The organism is Saccharopolyspora sp. NPDC002686, assembly GCF_040295745.1.
GTDB classification, from domain to species: Bacteria; Actinomycetota; Actinomycetes; order Mycobacteriales; family Pseudonocardiaceae; genus Saccharopolyspora; species Saccharopolyspora oryzae.
Map to the genome: position 1 here is coordinate 1 of NZ_JBEOVY010000127.1, position 19,459 is coordinate 19,459.

Genomic DNA, 19,459 nt, shown 5'->3' on the forward strand with positions numbered 1-19,459 from the left:
GTGGACCCCGACACGCCGACACCTGTGGACAAGTCGTCCTGGCTGTGGAGAACTTCCGCAAATTCAATGGAAATTGGACATCCAATTTCCATTGAATTTGCGTCCTGTCCGGTCTGTGACCGCGAGGCAGGACCGGCACCGTGCGGCGAGGGTCGCATGCGCCGAAGGCGCATAGCTCATCCTCGCTACCGGCACCGCCATGCAGGGCGAGGATGGAAAACCCTCATCGAAATGCGGAAATCCGGTGGGTCAGCGGGGGATCGTGGTGTGTTTGAACTCGTTGAGGTCGGTCCAGCCGGTCAGGAGGTCCAGGACCTTCGTGATGGCCTTGAGCGAGGGGTCGGGGTCGGCGCCCGACTGGGCTCGGTTCATCAGGCGTACGAAGACCGCTTGGTCGTCGGCGATGAAGGTCGGGACGCCCCAGACGCTGTGGGAGGCCACGAACTCCTCGTGCTCCGCGCGGACTTTCGCCAGCGCCGTGCCGTCGTCGATGCGTTCGAACACCGCGTCGGCCGGGACGTGGGAGGTGAGGACTCGTTCGACGACCGAGCGGTCCTCGAGGTGCAGGCCTTCGTCGTGGCGGGCCGCGAACAGCGCGCGGTGCACCGCCGGGAACTGGTCCGGGTACTCGTCGCGGACCACGACACCCGCTTGCAGCGCGACGATTCCGGAGTCCTGGTCGGGGGCGTCCCAGACGCTGGGTTGCCCCTCTTCGACGTGCGCTTGGCCGAGGGAGAAGGGCAGGAAGCGGACCTGCCAGTCGGCTCCGGCGGCCAGGCCGGTGAGCACGTGCTCGTGCGCGTTGCGGGCGAACGGGCACCGGTAGTCCCAGGTGACGGCGAACGTGGAAGTCATGGTCGGTCAACACCTCCGGTCGGATCCGTTGTTCCCGGTGCGCGGCGCCGGCGGACCTCGTAGCCGACGAGCACCACCGCCAGGGTGACCAGGCTCAGCCAGAACTGCGACCGGGTGTCCGGCAGCACCGCCATCGCGACGATCACCACCAGCATCAGCGCGATGGTCAGGTAGCTCAGCCACGGGAACAGCCACATCTTCAGCGGCAGCTGCGCGTCGTCGACGCGTCGCCGCAGCCGCACCTGCGAGATCGCGATGACGAGGTAGACGAACAGCGCCACCGCGCCGTAGGAGTTGACCAGGAACGCGAAGATCAGGTCGGGGGAGACGTAGGCGGCGATGACCGACAGGTAGCCGACGACGGTGCCGGCCAGCAGCGCGCGGCGCGGCACTCCGCTGCGGCTGAGCTTGGTGAGCCCGTTCGGCGCATCGCCCCGCTGGGTCAGCGCGAAGAGCATCCGCGACGACGTGTAGAGCGCGGAGTTCAGGCAGGACAGGACGGCGGTGAGCACGATGGCGTTCATGATCGTGCTCGCGGCCGGGATGCTCAGCGCCTGCAGCGCCGCCGCGTACGGGCTGACCTCGATCTCCGGCGAGTTCCACGGCACCACCGCGACCACGACCAGCACCGACAGCACGTAGAAGGCGACCACCCGCAGGATGATCGAGCGCATCGCGTTGGCCACCGCCCGGCGTGGTTCGGCGGACTCCGCGGCGGCGATGGTGACGATCTCCGCCCCGGTGTAGAACGCGACGCAGGGCACCACCGCGACCAGCACGGATCCGATGCCGTGCGGCGCGAATCCGCCGTGCGCGGTGAGGTTTCCCAGCCCGCCCGGCGTGTTGGGCCACAGGCCGAAGACCGCCAGCGCCCCCAGGAACAGGAACACCGTGATGGCGGCGACCTTGATGGAGGAGAACCAGTACTCGAACTCGCCGTAGGAGCGCGCCGACACCAGGTTGGTCAGCGTCAGCGAGGTCAGCAGCACCAGGCTGATCACCCACAGCGGCACGTCCGGCAGCCACAGCTGCACCAGCTTGCCGCCGGCCACCGCCTCGACGGCCACCACGATCACGAAGAAGTACCAGTACATCCAGCCGACGGCGAAGCCGGCGCGCTCGCCCAGCGCTTCGCGGGCGTAGGCGTAGAACGAGCCGAGCGCGGGGCGGGCCACCGTCATCTCGGCCAGCATCCGCATGATCAGCACGGTGAGCGCACCGGCGACCAGGAACGAGATCACCGCGGCGGGACCGGTCGAGCCGATCACCACGCCGCTGCCGACGAACAGCCCGGCGCCGATCACCCCGCCGAGGGCGATCAGGCTCATGTGCCTGCGTTTCAGGCCTTGGGCCAGACCTGCGGTGTCCACTTCGGTGGCGTGCTGGGAAGACATGCGTGTTCCTCGAGGTGCGGGAGCAGGTGTCGCGGAGCGTCAGGCGCGACACGCGGCGCTGGTGATCCGGCACGTGTCGACGTGCCGGCGTGCCACCAGGAGCACTGATCTCGAGTTCACGGCGGGCGATGCTACGCGGACGACGGCGCGAGGTGGGGCGTTCCCACATCCCGGACCGCCGTCCGGAAAAGGTGTTTCGCCTGGGGGGTCCGGGGTTGCCGGAGGTTCAGTCGTAGCCGCGGATGACGTGGTCTTCGTCGTGCGGTTCCGCGGGTTGCTGCGGGATTTCCGCTGCGGGCGGCTTCTGGTCGGGCGCGTGCGGGACGGTCGGAGCGGTATGGAGCGGCACGGTTCTCCCCTTCGGGTCGGACACGGCGTTGCGGAGAACGGTACGGCGGGTGTCCGCGCGACGACTTTGTGTCGAACAACGAAGTTCCGCCCTCCGCTTGTGCGCTCGGACAAGCGGAACGTGCTGGTCTCGCAGTCGTCAGCTCTCGGCAGCGTCTCTGATCCTCCAATCGGTGCAACTATCGAATGTTCACTTACATGCCATTCATGCAGGTAAACAGCCATATCGAGGTCGCAAATGATGCTATCTGCGAGTCACTTGAATGTTGACTCGCGGACCTGCGCGCGGATACGGTGCGGGCATGTCGAGGCCGATGGGTCGGCCTCGCGCACTCTCTAGGTGTCTCGAAGGTGGTGGGGGATGGCAGCGCAACCGCAGGAGCTGACCCGTCGGGTGCAGACCGACGCGGCGGACCCGCGATCGGCGGGCGCGGCCTGGCAGGAGTCCTCGTTGACCTGCGCGATGGCGGCCACGTTCCTCGACGAGATCTACCGGAGCCTCGACGAGACCTACGCATCCTTGGGCCTGGCCCGCTGGAACCAGCCCCACGCCGAAGCCATCTGGCAAGCCCGCAACCTGCCCGAGGACACCGCGGACCGAACGGCCGCCTGAATCGGGTTCAGGCGGCCGTTCGGCCCGCAGGCGCTAGTCCTCGCCGAGCGCTCCGAGCTCCTCGTCGGTGAGCAGGCGGGAGCGGATCAGGAAGCGAACTCCGTCCGGGGCTTCCAGGGAGAAGCCGCTGCCCCGGCCCGGGACCAGGTCGATCGTCAGGTGGGTGTGCTTCCAGTACTCGAACTGGGAGCGGGACATCCACACCGGGATGGCTTCGTCGACGCCGTCCACGGCCAGGTCGCCGAGGTGGACGTCGGCCGCGCCGGTGCGGAACTCGCCCGCCGGGTAGCACATCGGGGCGCTCCCGTCGCAGCAACCACCGGACTGGTGGAACATCACCGGCCCGTGGCGCGCCCGGAGGCGGCGGAGCTGCTCCGCCGCCTCCGCGGTGATGGCCACGCGGCTCATCAGAAGAACCCCTGCGCGTTCTCCGAGTAGCTGACCAGCAGGTTCTTGGTCTGCTGGTAGTGCTCCAGCATCATCTTGTGGGTTTCGCGGCCGATGCCGGACTGCTTGTACCCGCCGAAGGCCGCGTGCGCCGGGTAGGCGTGGTAGTTGTTCACCCACACCCGGCCGGCCTGGATGTCGCGTCCGGCGCGGTAAGCGGTGTTGCCGTTGCGGGACCACACCCCGGCGCCGAGGCCGTAGAGGGTGTCGTTGGCGGTCTTCAGCGCGTCGTCGTAGTCGTCGAAGCGGGCGACGGAGACCACCGGGCCGAAGATCTCCTCCTGGAAGATCCGCTGGTCGTTGCGCCCTTCGAAGATGGTCGGAGCGACGTAGTAACCGCCGGCCAGCTCGCCCTCCAGCTCGACCCGGTGCCCGCCGGTGCGCACCTTCGCACCTTCGGCCTTGCCGATGTCGATGTAGGACAGGATCTTCTCCAGCTGGTCGTTGCTGGCCTGCGCGCCGATCTGGGTGTCGGTGTCCAGCGGGTGGCCCTGCTTGATCTGCTCGGTGCGCGCCGTCGCGTCGGCGAGGAAGTCCTCGTAGATGTCGGCCTGCACCAGGGCGCGCGACGGGCAGGTGCACACCTCGCCCTGGTTGAGCGCGAACATGGCGAAGCCCTCGAGGGCCTGGAGCTGTTGGGACTGGCGAGCGGTGACGTGCTGCTGATCGGGGACAGCGTCGACGATGCGGCCGCGGCCGAGGCGGTCGGGGCGCGATGCGTGCTCTACGCCAGCGGGTTGCACGCCACCGAAGTGCTGGCCGAGCAGGGAGTTCCGGTCGTGACGTCGTTGCGCGCGGCGATCGAGTTCGCCGGAGGGGAGGTGCGGTGAGCACCGGGACGACGGTGGGGAGCAGCGCTGGTTCGGTCGTGGCGGTGCTGCGATCCCGTTACGTGCCAAGGCTTCTGTCCGCTTCGCTGATCGGCCGGTTGCCCACCGGCATGGCGCCGCTGGCGATCCTGCTGGCGGTGCGCGAGCACGGCGGTGACTACCGCTTGGCGGGTCTGCTCGCCGCGCTGTACGCGGGCAGCGCCGCGGTGTGCGGTCCGGTGCTCGGGCGGTTGATCGACCGGACGCGCCAGGCGCCGGTGCTGCTGGCCAGCGCGGCGATCTCGACCGCTGCGTTCCTGGTGCTGGGCTTGGTCGACCCGGTCCGGTCGGCGGCGATCAGCGCTGCGGCTGCGGTGGTCGCAGGCGCAGCGACTCCGCAGCTGGAACCGTGCTTGCGCGTGCTGTGGGAGCGCGTCGTGGCCGGTGAGCACCACATCCGCGCGGCGTTCTCGCTGGACGCGGCCACGCAGGAACTGATCTTCGTGTGCGGGCCCCTGGTGGTCCTCGGCGTGACCGCTTTCGGCGGGCCGTCCGCGGGACTGCTCGCGGCAGCGGTGGTGGGCCTGCTCGGCGCCACGTGGTTCGCGACCGCGCGCCCGGCTCGGTCGTGGCGCGGTACGCACGCGGAGCGGCACTGGGCGGGGCCGTTGCGCGGTCCGGGTGTGCTGCGGTTGTTCGCGGCATTGGTCTGCGTCGGCGCCACGATCGGCGCTTTCACCGTCGGCATCACGGGATACGCGGAGGTGGCGGGGAGTCCGTCCGCGGCCGGTTGGCTGATCGCGCTCAACGCAGCCGGTGCGTTGCTCGGCGGAATCGCCTACACCGCCATTCCCGTCGCACGCCGCGAGGACCGCCGACTGCTGGTGCTGCTCGCCCTGCTCGCTGTCGGTTACCTACCGCTCGTGCTGGTCCTGGGCTTGCCGGCCATGTCGGTGTTCGCCTTCCTCAGCGGATGCGCATTGCCCGCCGTGCTGGCATCGGCCTTCGCTCTCATCGCCCGGATGGCCCCGGAAGGCACGCTGACCGAAGCCCACGCCTGGATGATCACGTCCTTCGGCGTCGGCAACGCGCTGGGCTCGGCAGCGGCGGGCACCCTGCTGGACCTGGTCTCGCCCGCCGCGGCCTTCACCCTGGCCACGGCGGCTGCCTGCGCCAGCACGGCCCTCGCCATCCGCCGACTGCTCACCTAGTCACCGGGGTACTGCTCGGGCAACTCGAATCCGCGCTGTCGCATGACTTCGCGGAGCCGGTCGGGGTAGTCGGTGATGATTCCGTCGACGCCGTTGTCGATCAGTTCGTGCATGGTGGGTTCGTCGTCGACGGTCCAGGGGATGACCTCGATCCCCGCTCGGTGCGCGCGCTTGACCATGTCCTTGGTCGTGTACGGCACGTAGTCCGGGTCCGTGACCTTGCCGTCCTGGGGATATCCGTGCACCGGGGAGAGGCCGTCGGCGTCGAAGGAGGCGACGGCGGCGACGAGGTCACCGTCGAAGTCGTCGATGTCGATGCCGCCCAGCCAGGGAGAGGCGCCGGGTCGGCCCGGCTGGAGGAACTGGTCGCCGTTGGTCAGCGCGACGATGGGCAGCTCCGGGGCGACTTCCCGCATGCGCATCAGCGCGCCCCAGTCGAAGCTCTGGATCGAGACGCGGTCGGCGAGGCCCGATTCGCGCACCTGGCGGGCCACGATCTGCACGAATTCCTCGCGGGGCGCGGTTTCCTGCGGCGCTCCGGCTTCGACCTTCGTCTCGACGTTGAGCCACACGTCGTCGGCGTGACGCTCCTCGACCAGGTCGAACACCTCGGTCAGCAGCGGCATGCGAGCGCCCGGGCTGGGGCGTTGTGCCGGGTGCTGCGGCAGGGTCTGGGATCCGCAGTCGAGGGTGCGCACCTGCGCCAGGGTCAGGTTGACGATGTACTTGCCGACGTAGGGGTACTCCGGGTCTCCTGGGAAGGCCGGTGCGGTGTCGAGGCATTTCGCACCCGAGATCTTCCGGTCGTGGGTGACCACGGCGTGGTGGTCCTCGGTGATCTGGACGTCGAGTTCCAGTGTGCTCACCCCGACCGCGAGCCCGTTGGAGAACGAGTCGAGCGTGCTCTCCACGACCAGGCCGAGCCCGCCCCGGTGGGCTTGCAGGTCGAAACCACCTGGGCCGTAGTGGTCGCCCGGGTCGGCGAACGCGGTTGGGATGGTCAACGCCGTGGTGCAGCACGTGGTCACCAACGCGACCACGATGCGTCGCAGCGACATGGGGCTCCTTTGCGCGAGCAGGGAACTGCGGGTGCGTGGACGCTAATGGGCCGACCTGTCGAAAAGCTGTCGCCGATGCTGCGCCCGGGCTAGCGGACCGTGACGAACAGGAACGCCGAGATCCAGGCTGGCTCGTCGGCCGTCGTGATCGGTCAGCGTTCGCGGTGCAGGCCTCGGCTGACGCCTGCCGCCACTGTCGTGGCCAGGGTCCAGCCCGCGGTCACCAGGGCCACCGTGACCCACTGGGAGGCGCCGCGGGCTTGCCACATGTCGTCGTGGCCGAGGCTCACCACCGGGAGCATCTGGTCCAATGTGTACAGCAGCGGGTTCCACACCGGGTGGTCCTGCTCGTTGATCGGGACCAGCGGGTGGAAGCTGAACCACGCGGTGCCCACCACCGCGAACGCCGCCAGCCACACCAGCGCCCGCATCGGCCGGTACCCGTAGCCGACGGTGGCCCGCTGCAACCAGCTCCACACCTGCACCGGCCAGCGCAGTCCGGGGCGCGCGGTGCGGGAGATCGCGGCGTAGCGGTGGCGCTGCTTCTCGATCAGCACCGAAACCGCGTGCTCCTCCAGGCCATTGCTGCGGAAGACCGCCGCCAGCTGGTCGTAGGGGCCCGGCTGGTAGGCGCCGTCGGAGGTGGCGCGCAGCCAGCCCAGGCGCTGGCGCACCCGCTCCTGGTCGTCGAGCTCGAAGGACTCCGCGAAGTTCTGGTACGAGAAGTCCTCGCAGTCCACCCCGCGCGTCGACTCCCACACCGCCGAGTTGTCGGCGAGCAGCTCGCACTGCGCCTGCCGCAACGTGATCCGCCCGCGCGGTGGCGTGCGCGGGAGCAGCGTGAGCTCCTGCGTCTGCACACCCGAGGCGTTGAACGCCGTCCTCGACGCGCCGTCGCCGAGTTCGCAGCCCCAGAAGTTGACGTGCCGCCCGATCTGCGCCCACCGCAGCTGCACCGTGCCCTCGGCCAGGAACACCTGCTCGCCCTCGGCGCAGATCAGGTCGCGCTCGATGCGGGCCGCGCGCAGGTCCAGCGACGGCTTGTAGTTGTGGCGGTGCTGGTGCCAGGCGGGTTTGGTCAGCTGCGTTCCGCGCAGGTCGAGGTTCGCGCCGATCTGCACGCTCGGCAGCTGCAGCGATCCGACGACCTCGGCGTCCCGGCACTCCAGGTTGCTGCCCGCGGACAGCCTGCTGCCCACCAGGACGTCGGTGCGCGGCCCGGTCAGCCGCGCGTTGTTGAGCTGGACGCTGCCGCCGACTTTGACGTCGGTCATCCGCCACTGCCCGTGCACGGCGACGTGGCGCGCGTCCAGGTTGCCCGACACCCTCGTCCCGTCCAGGTTGATCGCGCGCAGCGGGTGCACCACGGAGTCGGTGGGGGAGCGCAGCCACCCCACGTCGACGGCCGCACCGGTCATCCGCAGGTTGCCGCCCACGATGGCGCTGACCAGGCGCAACGTGCCGCCGCTGCGGAACTCCTGGTCGATCTGGACCTCGCCGCGGATCTCGCAGCGATCGGCGATCAGCGAGGCGGTCGGGTCGTCGTAGTTCGAGTCGCCGCGTCGCGGTGGTCGCGCACCGGGTTCCAGCACGGCATCGCGCAACCGCAGGTCCCCGGCGATGTGCGCGCTGGGCAGGCGCAGCGTTCCGGCAGCGGTGAACGACCGGCCGGTGAGCGGGTCGACGTCCAGCCGCAGCGAGCCGCCGATGCGGATTCCGGTGGCGTTGAGCGCGTTCTGACCGCGGTTGCGCAGGGCCGCGCCGGACAGCGTCAGGTTGCCGCCGATCTTCGCGCCGGGGATGCGGACCTCACCGGCGGTGTGCAACCGGATCCCGATCAGCGCACCGGACACCGACAACCGGTCCGCGTAGACGCAGCGCTGCCCGGGATTGCGCAACTCGCTGTCGTTGAGCAGCAGGGACCCGCCGAGGTCGGCATCGGCCAGGTCGAGCATCCCGCCGACGCTGGCGCAGTTGCGCAGCACCACGTCGTTGCCGACCGCGAGGTTGCGCGCGTGCAGGCCCGGGAACCGGCAGTGCCACAGCACCAGTCCGGCCAGCCTCGCCTGCCGCAGGTCGGGCGCGGTCTCGAACCGGCAGCCCACGAACTCCAGCAGGTACGGCAGATCGGCGTTGCGCAGGTCGAGCTGCCCGGTGATGGTGACGTTCTCCACCGCGATGACCAGCGGCTGCGCGCCGCGCCGGGCGAACAGCCGCGAGCCGCCGTCCTCCAAGGACTCGATCAGCCGGGACGAGAGGTACTCCCCGCGGATCTCCTGCTGGTCGGCGGATTCCGGGCCGGCTTCGGGCTCCTCGGTCCGGTCGGCCGACCGCGGTGTTCCCCCGGGTGCGAGCAGCTCGTCGAACCGGCGCTCGGCGTCGGTCAGCGGTTCTCCGGCGTTCTTCGCCCTGCCGGCCAAGGTTCGCCCCATCGACCACGAACTCACCGCACCCACGGTAGTGGATCAGCACCCCGGCGGAGGCGGGATTCACCCGGCACGCGCAAGGTCGTCCCACCGCCGGGGTGTCGGCCGGATCAGCTGTAGGTCGGGGGAACCTGCCGCTCGTCGGGCCGGAACTGCGACGTCGACGTGGTGTTCCAGGCCGTCGTCGTGCTCGCGGGGTGGGTCGTGCTTGACGTGGGCGTGGTGCTCGACGTGCCAGTGCTGCCCGACGTCGCCGAAGTGCGCGAGGTGGGAAGCGTGCCCGACATCGACGTGCTGCTCGACGTGGGCGTGGTGCCCGACGTGGCGGTGCTTCCCGAAGACCCGGTCGACTGCTGGCAGAGGTCGCTGATGGCGGAGATCGCGTCGGTGAGGGCGGTGACCGCCTTCGTCGTGGTCGCCACGTGCTTCATCAGGCCCTGCGCGCTGGAGAGCAGCTGCTGCATGACCGCCACGATCCGGCCGCCGTACTCGGCCGCGACCTGCACAGCTTGCGGGATCGCCGCCGCCACGCTGGCGCCGAAGGTGGCCTGCGCCGCCGCCAGCGCCTGCTGCATGATCATGATGATCTTGCCGGTGGCCTCGGTGATGAGCGTGGTGACCTCCTGCAGCGCCTTCGCCGCCGCTTCGCCCGCACCGGTCGCCGCTTCGGCCAGCGCCACGCTCGCATCGCCGAGCCCGGCGATGCCGTCGACGAGTTCCGCACCGGTCTTGAGGTAGCCCGCGGCGGCGTCGCCGGACCAGCCGCTGGTCTCGGGGCCGATCGACTGCTGGTAGGAGTCGGCGACCGAGGAGACGTTGCGCCCCGAGTCCTGGAACCCCTGCGAACCGGAGGAGATCGTGCTCGGATCGCCCGCCAGCTGCTGCAGCGGTTCCTCGAGGAACGACACCGACCCGGTGAGGAAGCCGAACCCGGAGTCCGACAGCGCGGACAGCGGGCTGCTCGTCGACCCGAGGGACTCCACGCCGGGGTTCGAACCGCTCAGACCACCGGAGAGCCAGCTGCGGTCGCGGACCGCGGCGATGGTCGACTTCAGCTGCTCGAGTTCCTCGGGCTTGGTCGCACCGATCGTGATCTGCACCGTCATCGCGAGTCCTCCCGCAGCAGCCGCACCGCGTTGTCGTCGTCGGCGCGCTCGTAGTCCTCGGCGGTGCGCACCAGCGCCGAGCTGACGGCGTCCACCGCCGAACCCGCCTGGGCGATGGCCTGCCCGGTCTGGGCCATGGCCGAACCCAGCCCGGCGGTGAGGAACTGGAGGAACGTGCCGAGCGAGTTCTCCGCCGGGCCCTCCGGCAACGCCCCGGCCGCGTCGGACAGCCCGCCGGCGAGGCCGCTGACGGTCTTGGCGTGCGCCCGGATCTGCTCCGGATCCACCTGCAAGCCCATCAGACGATCACCACCGGGTTGGCGAAGAAGTCGTCGTCGTTGTCGTCGTCGATCCGGCGCTGACCGGCCTCGACACCGGCCGCGGGCGGCATGTTCTCCTTGACGAACTCCAGCGCGGGGCCGTCGCCGACGTACTCGGTCATGATCTCCACGACCTGCGCCCCGACGGTGCGCTGCGCCTGCTGTGCGGTCGTCAGGATGAGCTGCGCCAGCTGCTCGGCCTCCAACGCCCGCGCCGCGGGAGTGAGCCGGATGTCCTCCATCGCGCCGCTGGGCCCGACCTGGACCGCGACCTCGCCGCGCGGCGAAGTCGCGGTTCCGCTCATCTGGCGCAGGCTCTCGTTCGCGGCCTTGGCGTTCGCCGCGGCCCGGGCGAGCCGCTCGTCGTAGCCCGCCAGCCACTGCGCTGCTTGTTCCACCGTGTTCCCTCCCTGGCTCCGCGCCGCGTTCACCGCGGCTCGCGCGCGATCCTGGCCAGGTCTTCGACCGCGAACCGCAAATCGTTGTGCCGCATCGGGTTGACGCTCACCCAGCCGTGCTTGGCCGGGGCCACCCGGACCCGTCCGCGCGGACCGTCCAACCAGGACAGTTCGGCGCCCGCCCGGGAACTGCCGCCCGCACCGCGCCGCGTCGCACCGACCTGCCCGCGACCGGTCAGCGCGGGCAGCAGGCCGGCGAGCTGGTCCAGCGCATCGGGATCCCCGCCGCAGTCGCGGACGAGTTCGCGCAGACGACGTTCCTTCTCCCGGTCCTCCTCGATCTCGCTGATCAGCTGGGCGGCGGTGGCCACCGCGCGCTCGGGCAGCGTGATCGGCATCGTCCGGGCCGGTGCCACGTCGGGAACCAGCTCGAGCAGCGCATCGGTGAGCGAATCCGCCGGAACCCGCTGCATTCGCACGAGTTGCGCCGGATCGCCGTCCAGCGGCTGCACGCAGATCAGCGCCCACGAGCGGTAGACGATGGCGACCACCGCCGTCGCGCCCGACCCGTCGGCCAGCACGAGGTCCACGGTCCCGCGGTGCTGGTGCAGCGCGTTGACCACCTCGGCCGCTGCGCCCACCGGCCCGGATTCGTCGGCGAACCCGCGCACCTCGAGCGCGCGGCCCGCGGTGGCGAGCAGGACCTCCCGCTCACCGGCGATGCGGCCGAAGGACGGCACGCGCAGCGGGAACGGCAGCGGCACTCCGGCGTGCGTGGCCAGCAGGTCCAGCTCGACCTGCCCGAACTCGATGGGCGCGCGTCGCGCGGTCGCGGCGGTCATGCCTGGTCACCGCCGGTGTTGCGCAATGCCTGCGCGGCGTCGTCATCGGTGCTCAGGTAGCCGCTGACGGTCTCGCCCAGCGCGGTGCGGAAGTTGTTCAGCTCGGTGTCGGCCGCGCTGATCTCACCGCTGAGCCCGGCCTGCCCACCTGCTTCGCGCAACCGCATCGCCAGGTGCAGCGCCGGTGGTGCGGTGCCGAGCTGCGGCAGCCGACCAGCCAGCCTGCTGGCCGCACCGGCCAGGCCGGTGGTGCGCTCTCGGAGGCCGGAAAGCGCCTCGACCTGAGCGGAAAGTCCCTGCGGCGCGACCTGGTAGCCGTGCCCCGATCCTGCTTCGGAAGTCAACGTTGCGCTCCTGTGCTCAGCCGATGACCGGTGCGCTGGCGGGCCGGTCGTCCTCGAAGAGCTTCTGGTCGATGGTGGGCATCCGGTTCTCGTGCACCTGCTCGTCGTCCTCCTGGCCGCGCCGCGCGCCAGCACCGGGCGACATCGCGCCGGTGCCCGCGCCACGACCGGAAAGCCCGGACATCCCACCGGCACGGGCCAACGCGGCATCCAGCGCGCCGATGCCGCTGCGCGCTCCCGACCCGAGCTGGTCGGCGCCGACCAGGCGGTTCCACGGCACCCCACCACCACCGGTGGTCGCGCCGCCGCCGAAGCCGGCGGCGGTCGTCGACGCGGGCGAGTTGAACCCGGCGGCCTCGGTGGACCCGGGAGGCGCGATCGCCTCGCTGCTGTTGCGCAGGTTCGCCTCGTACTGCTGCATGACGTGCACCGCCTCGGCCTTCTTCTGCGCGGCCGCGACGTTGGACATGAACAAGCTGCCCCCGCCCGCGGCGACCGCGCCGATGGCGGCACCCATCGCCGCACCGGGGGCCGCACCGATACCACCGGCACCTGCGCCGACGATGCCGCCGACGACCGCCCCGGCCCCGGCACCGGCCACCGCGCTGGTGAGCGCGGATCCGGTCGGGTCGCCTGGCGGAGGTGGCATCGTGTTGCGCGCGACCGCGAGCGCGTCACCCGCGTCCTGGGTCGCGCCCTGCACGGTGCCCGCGCGGTCGCTGATCCCGGACGTGCGGTCGCCGAGCTTGCCGAGCTGGTTCGTCGCCAGCCCGGCGGATTCGCTGTTCCAGTTCGCCTGCATCGCGGTGCGCTCCTGGCGCATGGACTCCGCGTGGTCGGCCAGCTCGGTGCGGTGCTGACCCCACTCGGCGGCCATCGAGCTGACGTCGCCGACGTCGGCGTTCTGCCACAGCATCTGGTAGAGCTCTTCGTGGCTGTAGGCGTTCCAGTTGGTGCCGTCGGGTGGGATCGGCGCCCCGAAGTACCCCTCCCACACGTTGCGCAGGGAATCCACCACGGGCGTCAACAGCTCTCCGGCAGGCCCCGCCTGCCGCAACGTGGAGGTGGCAGCAGCGGCCAAGTCCTGCACACCTGCCGATGCCGCATCGATGAGGTTCGCTGCGGGTTCCTCGCTCATCTCCGGTTCTCCGCCTCCCAGAGCGGCGCACCACCGAGGTGCGCCGATCACGGCTAACGAGTTTCGACGGGGCGCGGGCTCGCGCGCCCGGAATTCCGTTCGGTGCCCACCACCCCCAGGCGCGGGCACCTGCTCAAGATCACCAGGACCGCACCGGAAAAACATCAGCAACATTGCTGATGTTCGGCAAGAGGCGGTCTGACCAGCGGCGAAACAGACCGTGCTGCAGCTCGATCCGGTTGGGCGAGGGCGGAATCCGGTGTCCGCGGGTCAGTACCGAAAACCGGCAGATCGGTACCGCGGTCAGGTGCGGCGGTCGAAGCCTAGGACGATCTCGACCCGGGAGGAGTATCCGAGCTTGGCCAGGATCCGCGAGACGTGGGAGTCGACCGTTCGGACCGACACGATCAGCCTCTCCGCCGCTTCCCGGTTGGTCAAGCCCTGCGCCACGAGCTCGGCGACCCGGAGCTCAGCCGTGGTGAGGCTGTCCCAGCCGTGCTTGGGCCTGCGGCGCGGTCCCGTCGCACCCCGCCGGACGCCGAAGGCGCGCAGCTCGGCGTCAGCGCGTTGGATCTCGCCGGTGGCGGTCAGGGCCGCGTAGCGTTCGACCGCGGTGAGGTACGCGGATCGGGCATCCGCGGCCGCACCGGATGCGGCGAGCGCCTTGGCCGCGTCCTCGGCAGCTCGGGCGGCTGCGACCGCTGCGCCGTTCTCGGCGAACTGCTGGGCGGCGTCGAGCAGCACCTCGACGTCGCCGTCGAGCAGTCCTCGGCAGTACATGAGGGCGACGCGTTCGCCGACCGAGTCACCGGAGATGAGCTCCTGCAGCTGCGCCACCAGCTGTTCCGCCAGCTCCCGGTCACCGCCGTCGACGGCGATGCGCACGAGCAGGGGGCTGATGGTGGCGACGGCGTGCCCGTCGTGCACGCCCACCTGGCCGGCGGCGAGGGTGCGCACGACCTCCAGCGCTCGTTGCGAATCGCCTTCCAAGTCGGCGATCAGGGCGTGGACCACCGCGGTGATCTGCTCGTAGAAGAGGGCGATGCCACGGGGTTTCGCGCGCTTGGCGAGCTCGGCGTGCACGCGGGCGGCGGGGAGATCACCGCGGTACAGCAGGATCGTGACGGCGATGCCGTGCAGCGGGCCGTCGAAGCTGTGCAGGTCGGGCAGTGCGGTCGCGGCCTCGACCTCGGCGAGGGACTCGTCCCAGCGGCCGTTGTTGAACAGGGCGAGCGCGGTGATGGTGTGCAGCCAGACCCGCATCCCCGCGCCGAGTTCGCCGGCGACGGGCCGCGCCCGCTCGAGGGTTTCCAGCGCCGCCCCGTCCTGGCGCAGGTCCTGGACCACCGCGCGCAGCAGGGTGGTCATCATCCACTGCCCTCGGTCGGCAGCTGCGACCTCCAGCAGCGCGTCCGCCTGGTCCAGCAGCTCCAGCGCCCCGCTCAGGTCGCGGAACACGAGCCGGCCGGTGGCGTGGATGTTGAGCAGGTACAGCGCGACGACCGGATCGTGCGCGGCGTGCGGTTCGGCGATCTCCAGCGCGCGCTCCACCCCGGTCAGGTCTCCGGTGAGCAGCCGGGCGGTGGCGTCGATCACGGCCAAGCGCGGTGGGAGCTCGCCGTGCTCGCGTTCCGGATCCAGGGCCTGTGCTGCATTCTCGGGATCCATCGCGAAGATGTGGCTCAGCGCGAGCGTCGCCCGCAGCCGGTGTCTGATCGGTGGTTCCGGCCGGGCCGCCAGGGTCGCGGTGGCGGTGCGGCGGGCTTGTTCGGACCGGCCCGACCACAGCTGGGCCTCGGCCAGCGCGGCTCGAAGCGGGAGCATCTCTGGGGCACCCGGAACGAGGCTGGCAACGGTGCGTTCGAGCAGATGCAGCATGGCAGGTGTCGGTGCCGGGGAAACCTGGTCGGCGTGCTCGCTCAGCCAAGCTGTGGTCCAGGCGGACACGGGGGAGTGGACGAGGTGTTCGGCGATCGTCGCTGCCGGGGCGTTTCGGTCGATCAACGCCTTGGCCGCTGTGCTGCGCAGCCCCGCTGACGTCGAGGCCAGGTCGTGGCGCACCACCGGGTGGCGCAGCCTCACCGCGCCCTCCACCGCGTCGACCAGTCCCAGCGCTGTCAGCCGCTCGACACCGGTCAGCACGTCCACCGGAGTGGAATCGAGCACGGCGGCCAGGTCTTCGACGGACGCGGGCTCGGCCAGGAGCGCGGCGTAGCGCAACAGCGGCGAATCCGCCCCCGCCAGTTCGGTTGCCCACGCCGTCACCTCGACGGCTCGGTCGTCCGCGCTGAGGCGGGACAAGAGCCACGGGTTGCCCGCGGCGAGCTGCAGCGATGACTGCGGTGGTTCCGATCCGGTCAGCTCGGTCAGCAGGGCGCGCGCTGCGCCGTCGTCCAGCGGGGCCAGGTCGTGCACGACGGCGATCCGGTCGAGACGGGCGAATCGCGCGGGGACGGCACCGGGATGCCTGCCGGCGACCACCAACAAGGGCTTCTCGCTCAACTCGTCAGCGAGAGCGTGCAGGGCGAGCAGCGTCGCATCGTCGGCTCGGTGCAGGTCGTCGATGACGACGACGCCGCGTTCCGGCCATTCCGGCGCGCCTTCGGACAGCGCAGTCCTGCCGTGCGGCGCCAGCACCACGATCCGCCGCGTCGGCACACCCGCGGACCGCATCTCGTCGAGGTGGGCGTCGAGCAGGGCGGACAACCCGAGACCGGGATCGGCGCGCACCACGAACAGGCCGCCGCGCCCGTCCTGCGCTGCTACCGCAGCCTCCCGAAGCTGCCGCAGCGATTCGTCCCTGCCGAGAACACCCACCAGAACCCCCGATCTCGAGACTTCGGAGCCTAGGGCAACCGGTCGAGCCATTTCGGTGGATCGGCGGAAGTGCCGCTGTGATCTGCGCAGGGCACACAACGTCCATAAAGGACGATGATGCTGCGGATCCGCTGGTTCGGGAGCAGCGGGTCCCGCCCGCGAAGGAACGCGGACGGGACCCACGCCGGATCAGGAGATCACGCTGTCGATCCACCCGCGGTAGTTGGCCACGTTGGTGTAGATGTCCGGCGTCGCGCCGCACACGGAGCCGACACCGCGGCTGTCCAGGCCGGCGACCTGCCAGCCGTCGCCCTCGCGGACCAGCAGCGGCGAACCGGAGTCGCCACCGCACGGGCCGCGGACGCCTTCGGGGTTGTCGGTGCAGAGGTCGCCCTCGCGGATTCCCCACGAGTCGTCGCCCGCGTCCGCCACGCACTTCGGCGTGTTCGGCGGGATGATCGTGGTGTCCAGCTGCTGGAGCTGCGTCGGGAGCTTGTTCGGGTCGCCCTGGTCGTCGTTGGAGACGTAACCCCAACCGATCTGGCGGACCGCCGTTCCCGGCTTGGGCGCCTTGCCGACCATCGGCGCGGGGACCTGGTCGCTCGGCGCGTCCAGGTGCAGCAGCGCGATGTCGTTGCCCTCGGAGCGCTCGGCGAACGCCTTGTAGTCCGGGTGCACCACGATCTCCTCGATCTTGGAGATGCTGCCGCCGGTGGTGCGGTCGGTGGAGCCGATCCGCGCGTGGAACATCGCCGGGTCGTCCAGGACGGGCGTGCCGTCAGGACTGTCGCCGGCGATGCAGTGCGCCGCCGTCACGATCCACTCGGGGTTGATCAGGGCGCCGCCGCAGCGGTGGGAGTCCGGGTTCCCGTCGCGCTCGTACTCCAGCGAGATCATGAACGAGTAGGTCTGATCGGCCGGCGAGCCGCCGATGATGTAGGGCGTCACGCCGCCCTGGGGCTCGTCGGCGTGTGCCGTGCCGAAGCTCGACAGCGCGCCGACCGCAGCCACCGCCGCCAGCGCGGCGGTGCGCTTGCGCGCCCGTAATTTCTCGACCATTGCTGGTGTCCTCCATCCTCACCTGCTCGAAGATCACGAGCATTGTTGATCAAGGTAGTCCAGCCCACCGACAGCCGGGACCGCATTCGAGAACCCGCGTCGACGAAACACGTTCTGCCTTCGCAGGCGCGAAAGTCGAGATCCGACAACAGGTTTGAACGGCGTAGTGGCAACACCTGAACGGACCAACATCCATCGGCTGATCGGATCCGATCGAAAGGAGGGGTGGTGGTCGGAAGACCTCCACCCCTCCTCGGGGTCACATCGACGGTGCGGGAACGCGCCCGGTCCGGTCGCGCGGAGTCCTCGCCACATCAGCGGTGGTCTCGTCGCCGCGCGCGGTGGCCGCGACTTCGACGATCGCGCCGACCTGGGACACGATGTCCTGCAGGTTCTGCGCGAAGACCGGATCGACGATCGCGTCCTCGTTGTCCGGCGCGAAGGTGAGCACCGGGGTGTGGACGTGCCCGCCGCGGAGATCCGCGCCCACGGCGTCGCGCAGCAGCGTCGTCCGGTAGGCGATCTCGTTGGACAGGTAGCTCCCACCGCCACCTGCGCGTGCGGCCGAGCCGGGCGTCGGACCGTCCGGGCGCACCACCGGTTCGGTCCCGCCGGCCGGGATCTCGGTGACCTCGGTGTTGTGGAACACCGGGAAGCGGCCGGTGTTGGCGCGCACGATCGAGGCGTAGGGCTGGGTCGTCGGCACGAATTCCTGCGGCGGCTCGACGGTCGGGATGCCCGGCGGGATCTCGGCGACGCCGTCGCGCTGCTCGTTGTTGTTGTCCACGCCGGTGTGCCAGCGCCCGTTCCAGTGCTCGATGTCGAACTGCCCGGGGCGGCCCTGGCTGACGGTGGCGAAGAGGTCGACCTGGTCCGCGCCGGGCTGCACGTGCGGCAGGAACGTCTGCTCGACCATGCCCTGCTCGAAGGGCTTCCACAGCACCGGGAACATCGCGGCCTCGACGCGGACCGGACCGGACTCGGTGTTGAGCACCGTCCCGTCGAGGGCGAGCGCGGATGCGCCGGAGGGGTTGCTGCGGCGGATGTCGCCGTCCAGCTGGAACGGGTCGAAACCGCTGATCAGCACCCGCTTGATGCCCTTCCCGCGCTGGAAGTCGACCGAGGTCTGCCCGCGCGAGTGGCGTTCCAGGCTCCAGAGCAGCTGATCGCGCTGGGACTCGTCGAGCGAGAACGACGGCGTCCACTGGCGCAGCGCCGTGGTCATGCTCAACCGCGCCCAGTACAGCGGGCGGTCGTCGACGGTCGGCAGGTCAACGCTGCCACGGCCCTGTGCGCGGGCCGTGGCCCGGTCCCAGACCTGATCGCCGCTCGAACTGATCAGCCGTTCCGCGGCGGCGAGGTCGCCCACGCCGCACAGCGCTGCGGCGAACTGCGGGCCGATGTCGTCGAACCCGCTGCGCGCCAGCACTTCCTGCGGTTCCGGCCGGGGGAGCCGCTGCTCCTCGACGGTCAGCGGACGTGACCGGTCGGAGCAGTCGGGTGCGGCCTGCGAGGCGACGGGTGCCAGCAGCGCCAGGGTTGCCGAGGCGATCGTGCAGGCGATGCTGCGGCGGACCGGTGGACGCACGTGTGCCCTCCTTGGTGCGGTGGGTGTGGAGATCACATTCGACCGCACCGAACCCGCTCCGGGCCACTGTTCGGCTCGAACTCGCCGGTCCACACCGGACGGTCAGCGGCGCGGGAGGCCGATGGCCAGCTCCTTCGCCGCGCGGTGCAGCGGTTCCAGGTAGGTGTGCAGTTCCTCCAGCGAGCTGCGGAAGGCGGGAGCGGCGGTGGACAGCGTCGCGACCGCGACCCCGGCCGGGTTGAGCACGGGGACGCCGATGGCGAGGATGCCGGCTTCGTGCTCCTCGTCGGCGGTCGCGTAACCCTGCTGCCGGACCTGCTCGATCTCGCGCGCCAGCTGCTCCCGGTCGGTGATCGACTTCGGACCGAACGACGGCAGCTCCAGCTCGGCCAGCAGCTGCTCCCGCTGCTGCTCCGGGGCGAACGCCAGCAGGCACTTGCCCATCGACGTGCAGTGCAGCGGTCCGCGCCGGCCGGGCTCGCCGGTGATCTGGACGTGCTGGGTGCCTTCGACGTAGTGCACGTAGAGCAGGTCGTGGCCGTCCAGCACCGCCATCAGCGTCGGTTCGCCGGTCTGCCGGGTGACCTGCTCCAGGACCGGGGTGGCGACCTCGGTGAACCCGCGGGCGTGTAGCTCCCGATGCGCTGGACGAGCTCGAAGAAGATGCGCGAGCCCAGCATCTCGGT

The 19,459-nt window shown here is 70.6% G+C and carries 19 protein-coding genes and 1 pseudogene; 3 read left to right on the forward strand and 17 right to left on the reverse strand.

Features of this window, described 5'->3' with window-relative positions; genetic code table 11:
• Positions 1-249 precede the first annotated feature (249 nt).
• The 3 genes from ABTZ89_RS18400 to ABTZ89_RS18410 form a co-directional block, all read right to left on the reverse strand.
• Entirely contained in the window at positions 250-855 is a 606-nt protein-coding gene (locus ABTZ89_RS18400) for a DsbA family protein (RefSeq protein ID WP_270953779.1), read from the reverse strand.
• Positions 852-2,183, reverse strand: coding sequence for an amino acid permease (locus ABTZ89_RS18405; RefSeq protein WP_351046150.1), 1,332 nt, complete (start codon positions 2,181-2,183; stop codon positions 852-854). The genes ABTZ89_RS18400 and ABTZ89_RS18405 overlap by 4 nt, the downstream gene beginning before the upstream one ends.
• Positions 2,184-2,475: 292 nt before the next feature.
• Positions 2,476-2,598 carry a hypothetical protein gene (locus ABTZ89_RS18410; protein ID WP_351046106.1) on the reverse strand — a complete coding sequence of 41 codons (123 nt, stop codon included), beginning with the start codon at positions 2,596-2,598 and terminating at the stop codon, positions 2,476-2,478.
• A 360-nt stretch (positions 2,599-2,958) separates the two neighbouring features.
• Between ABTZ89_RS18410 and ABTZ89_RS18415 the strand changes: the two genes are divergently transcribed.
• A complete protein-coding gene (locus ABTZ89_RS18415; protein ID WP_270953777.1) occupies positions 2,959-3,210 on the forward strand; it encodes a hypothetical protein in 252 nt (83 codons plus the stop codon).
• 33 nt (positions 3,211-3,243) lie between these two features.
• Here the strand turns inward: ABTZ89_RS18415 and ABTZ89_RS18420 are convergent, their stop codons facing one another.
• Both ABTZ89_RS18420 and ABTZ89_RS18425 read right to left on the reverse strand, forming a co-directional pair.
• On the reverse strand, positions 3,244-3,618 hold the full coding sequence (locus tag ABTZ89_RS18420; protein WP_351046109.1) for a DUF779 domain-containing protein: 375 nt from the start codon (positions 3,616-3,618) through the stop codon (positions 3,244-3,246).
• Positions 3,618-4,286 (reverse strand): annotated as a pseudogene (locus tag ABTZ89_RS18425) (aldehyde dehydrogenase family protein); the annotation flags it as partial. The gene ABTZ89_RS18420 and the pseudogene ABTZ89_RS18425, both read right to left, overlap by 1 nt.
• A gap of 6 nt (positions 4,287-4,292) precedes the next feature.
• Here ABTZ89_RS18425 and ABTZ89_RS18430 point away from each other — a divergent pair.
• On the forward strand, positions 4,293-4,487 hold the full coding sequence (locus ABTZ89_RS18430) for an HAD hydrolase-like protein (RefSeq protein WP_351046112.1): 195 nt from the start codon (positions 4,293-4,295) through the stop codon (positions 4,485-4,487).
• Entirely contained in the window at positions 4,484-5,677 is a 1,194-nt protein-coding gene (locus ABTZ89_RS18435) for an MFS transporter (RefSeq protein WP_351046115.1), read from the forward strand. Before ABTZ89_RS18430 ends, ABTZ89_RS18435 begins: the two co-directional genes overlap by 4 nt.
• Here the strand turns inward: ABTZ89_RS18435 and ABTZ89_RS18440 are convergent.
• The 12 genes from ABTZ89_RS18440 to ABTZ89_RS18495 all read right to left on the reverse strand — a co-directional run.
• Positions 5,674-6,735, reverse strand: a complete 1,062-nt coding sequence (locus ABTZ89_RS18440) for a glycerophosphodiester phosphodiesterase family protein (protein ID WP_351046118.1) — start codon at positions 6,733-6,735, stop codon at positions 5,674-5,676. The genes ABTZ89_RS18435 and ABTZ89_RS18440 overlap by 4 nt on opposite strands.
• 152 nt (positions 6,736-6,887) lie before the next feature.
• Positions 6,888-9,182, reverse strand: a complete 2,295-nt coding sequence (locus ABTZ89_RS18445; protein WP_351046121.1) for a bactofilin family protein — start codon at positions 9,180-9,182, stop codon at positions 6,888-6,890.
• 89 nt (positions 9,183-9,271) lie between these two features.
• Complete coding sequence (locus ABTZ89_RS18450) at positions 9,272-10,267, reverse strand: hypothetical protein (protein ID WP_351046123.1); 996 nt, start codon at positions 10,265-10,267, stop codon at positions 9,272-9,274.
• The gene (locus ABTZ89_RS18455; RefSeq protein ID WP_351046126.1) at positions 10,264-10,566 is read right to left on the reverse strand and encodes a type VII secretion target; all 303 of its coding nucleotides are present in this window, start codon (positions 10,564-10,566) and stop codon (positions 10,264-10,266) included. Before ABTZ89_RS18455 ends, ABTZ89_RS18450 begins: the two co-directional genes overlap by 4 nt.
• Positions 10,566-10,985, reverse strand: coding sequence for a YbaB/EbfC family nucleoid-associated protein (locus ABTZ89_RS18460; RefSeq protein WP_351046129.1), 420 nt, complete (start codon positions 10,983-10,985; stop codon positions 10,566-10,568). Before ABTZ89_RS18460 ends, ABTZ89_RS18455 begins: the two co-directional genes overlap by 1 nt.
• A gap of 29 nt (positions 10,986-11,014) precedes the next feature.
• Positions 11,015-11,827 (reverse strand): ESX secretion-associated protein EspG, encoded by an 813-nt coding sequence (locus ABTZ89_RS18465; protein WP_351046132.1) that lies wholly within the window; start codon positions 11,825-11,827, stop codon positions 11,015-11,017.
• The gene (locus tag ABTZ89_RS18470) at positions 11,824-12,171 is read right to left on the reverse strand and encodes a hypothetical protein (RefSeq protein WP_270951927.1); all 348 of its coding nucleotides are present in this window, start codon (positions 12,169-12,171) and stop codon (positions 11,824-11,826) included. The genes ABTZ89_RS18465 and ABTZ89_RS18470 overlap by 4 nt, the downstream gene beginning before the upstream one ends.
• Positions 12,172-12,187: 16 nt before the next feature.
• Positions 12,188-13,309 (reverse strand): hypothetical protein, encoded by a 1,122-nt coding sequence (locus ABTZ89_RS18475; RefSeq protein WP_351046135.1) that lies wholly within the window; start codon positions 13,307-13,309, stop codon positions 12,188-12,190.
• A 303-nt stretch (positions 13,310-13,612) separates the two neighbouring features.
• Positions 13,613-16,126, reverse strand: a complete 2,514-nt coding sequence (locus ABTZ89_RS18480; protein WP_351046138.1) for a LuxR C-terminal-related transcriptional regulator — start codon at positions 16,124-16,126, stop codon at positions 13,613-13,615.
• A gap of 189 nt (positions 16,127-16,315) precedes the next feature.
• Complete coding sequence (locus ABTZ89_RS18485) at positions 16,316-17,185, reverse strand: S1 family peptidase (RefSeq protein WP_351046142.1); 870 nt, start codon at positions 17,183-17,185, stop codon at positions 16,316-16,318.
• Between the two features lie 259 nt (positions 17,186-17,444).
• Complete coding sequence (locus ABTZ89_RS18490; protein WP_351046144.1) at positions 17,445-18,773, reverse strand: PA0049 C-terminal domain-containing protein; 1,329 nt, start codon at positions 18,771-18,773, stop codon at positions 17,445-17,447.
• 102 nt (positions 18,774-18,875) lie between these two features.
• A partial coding sequence (locus ABTZ89_RS18495) for an IclR family transcriptional regulator (RefSeq protein ID WP_351046147.1) occupies positions 18,876-19,459 on the reverse strand: 584 nt, incomplete at its 5' end.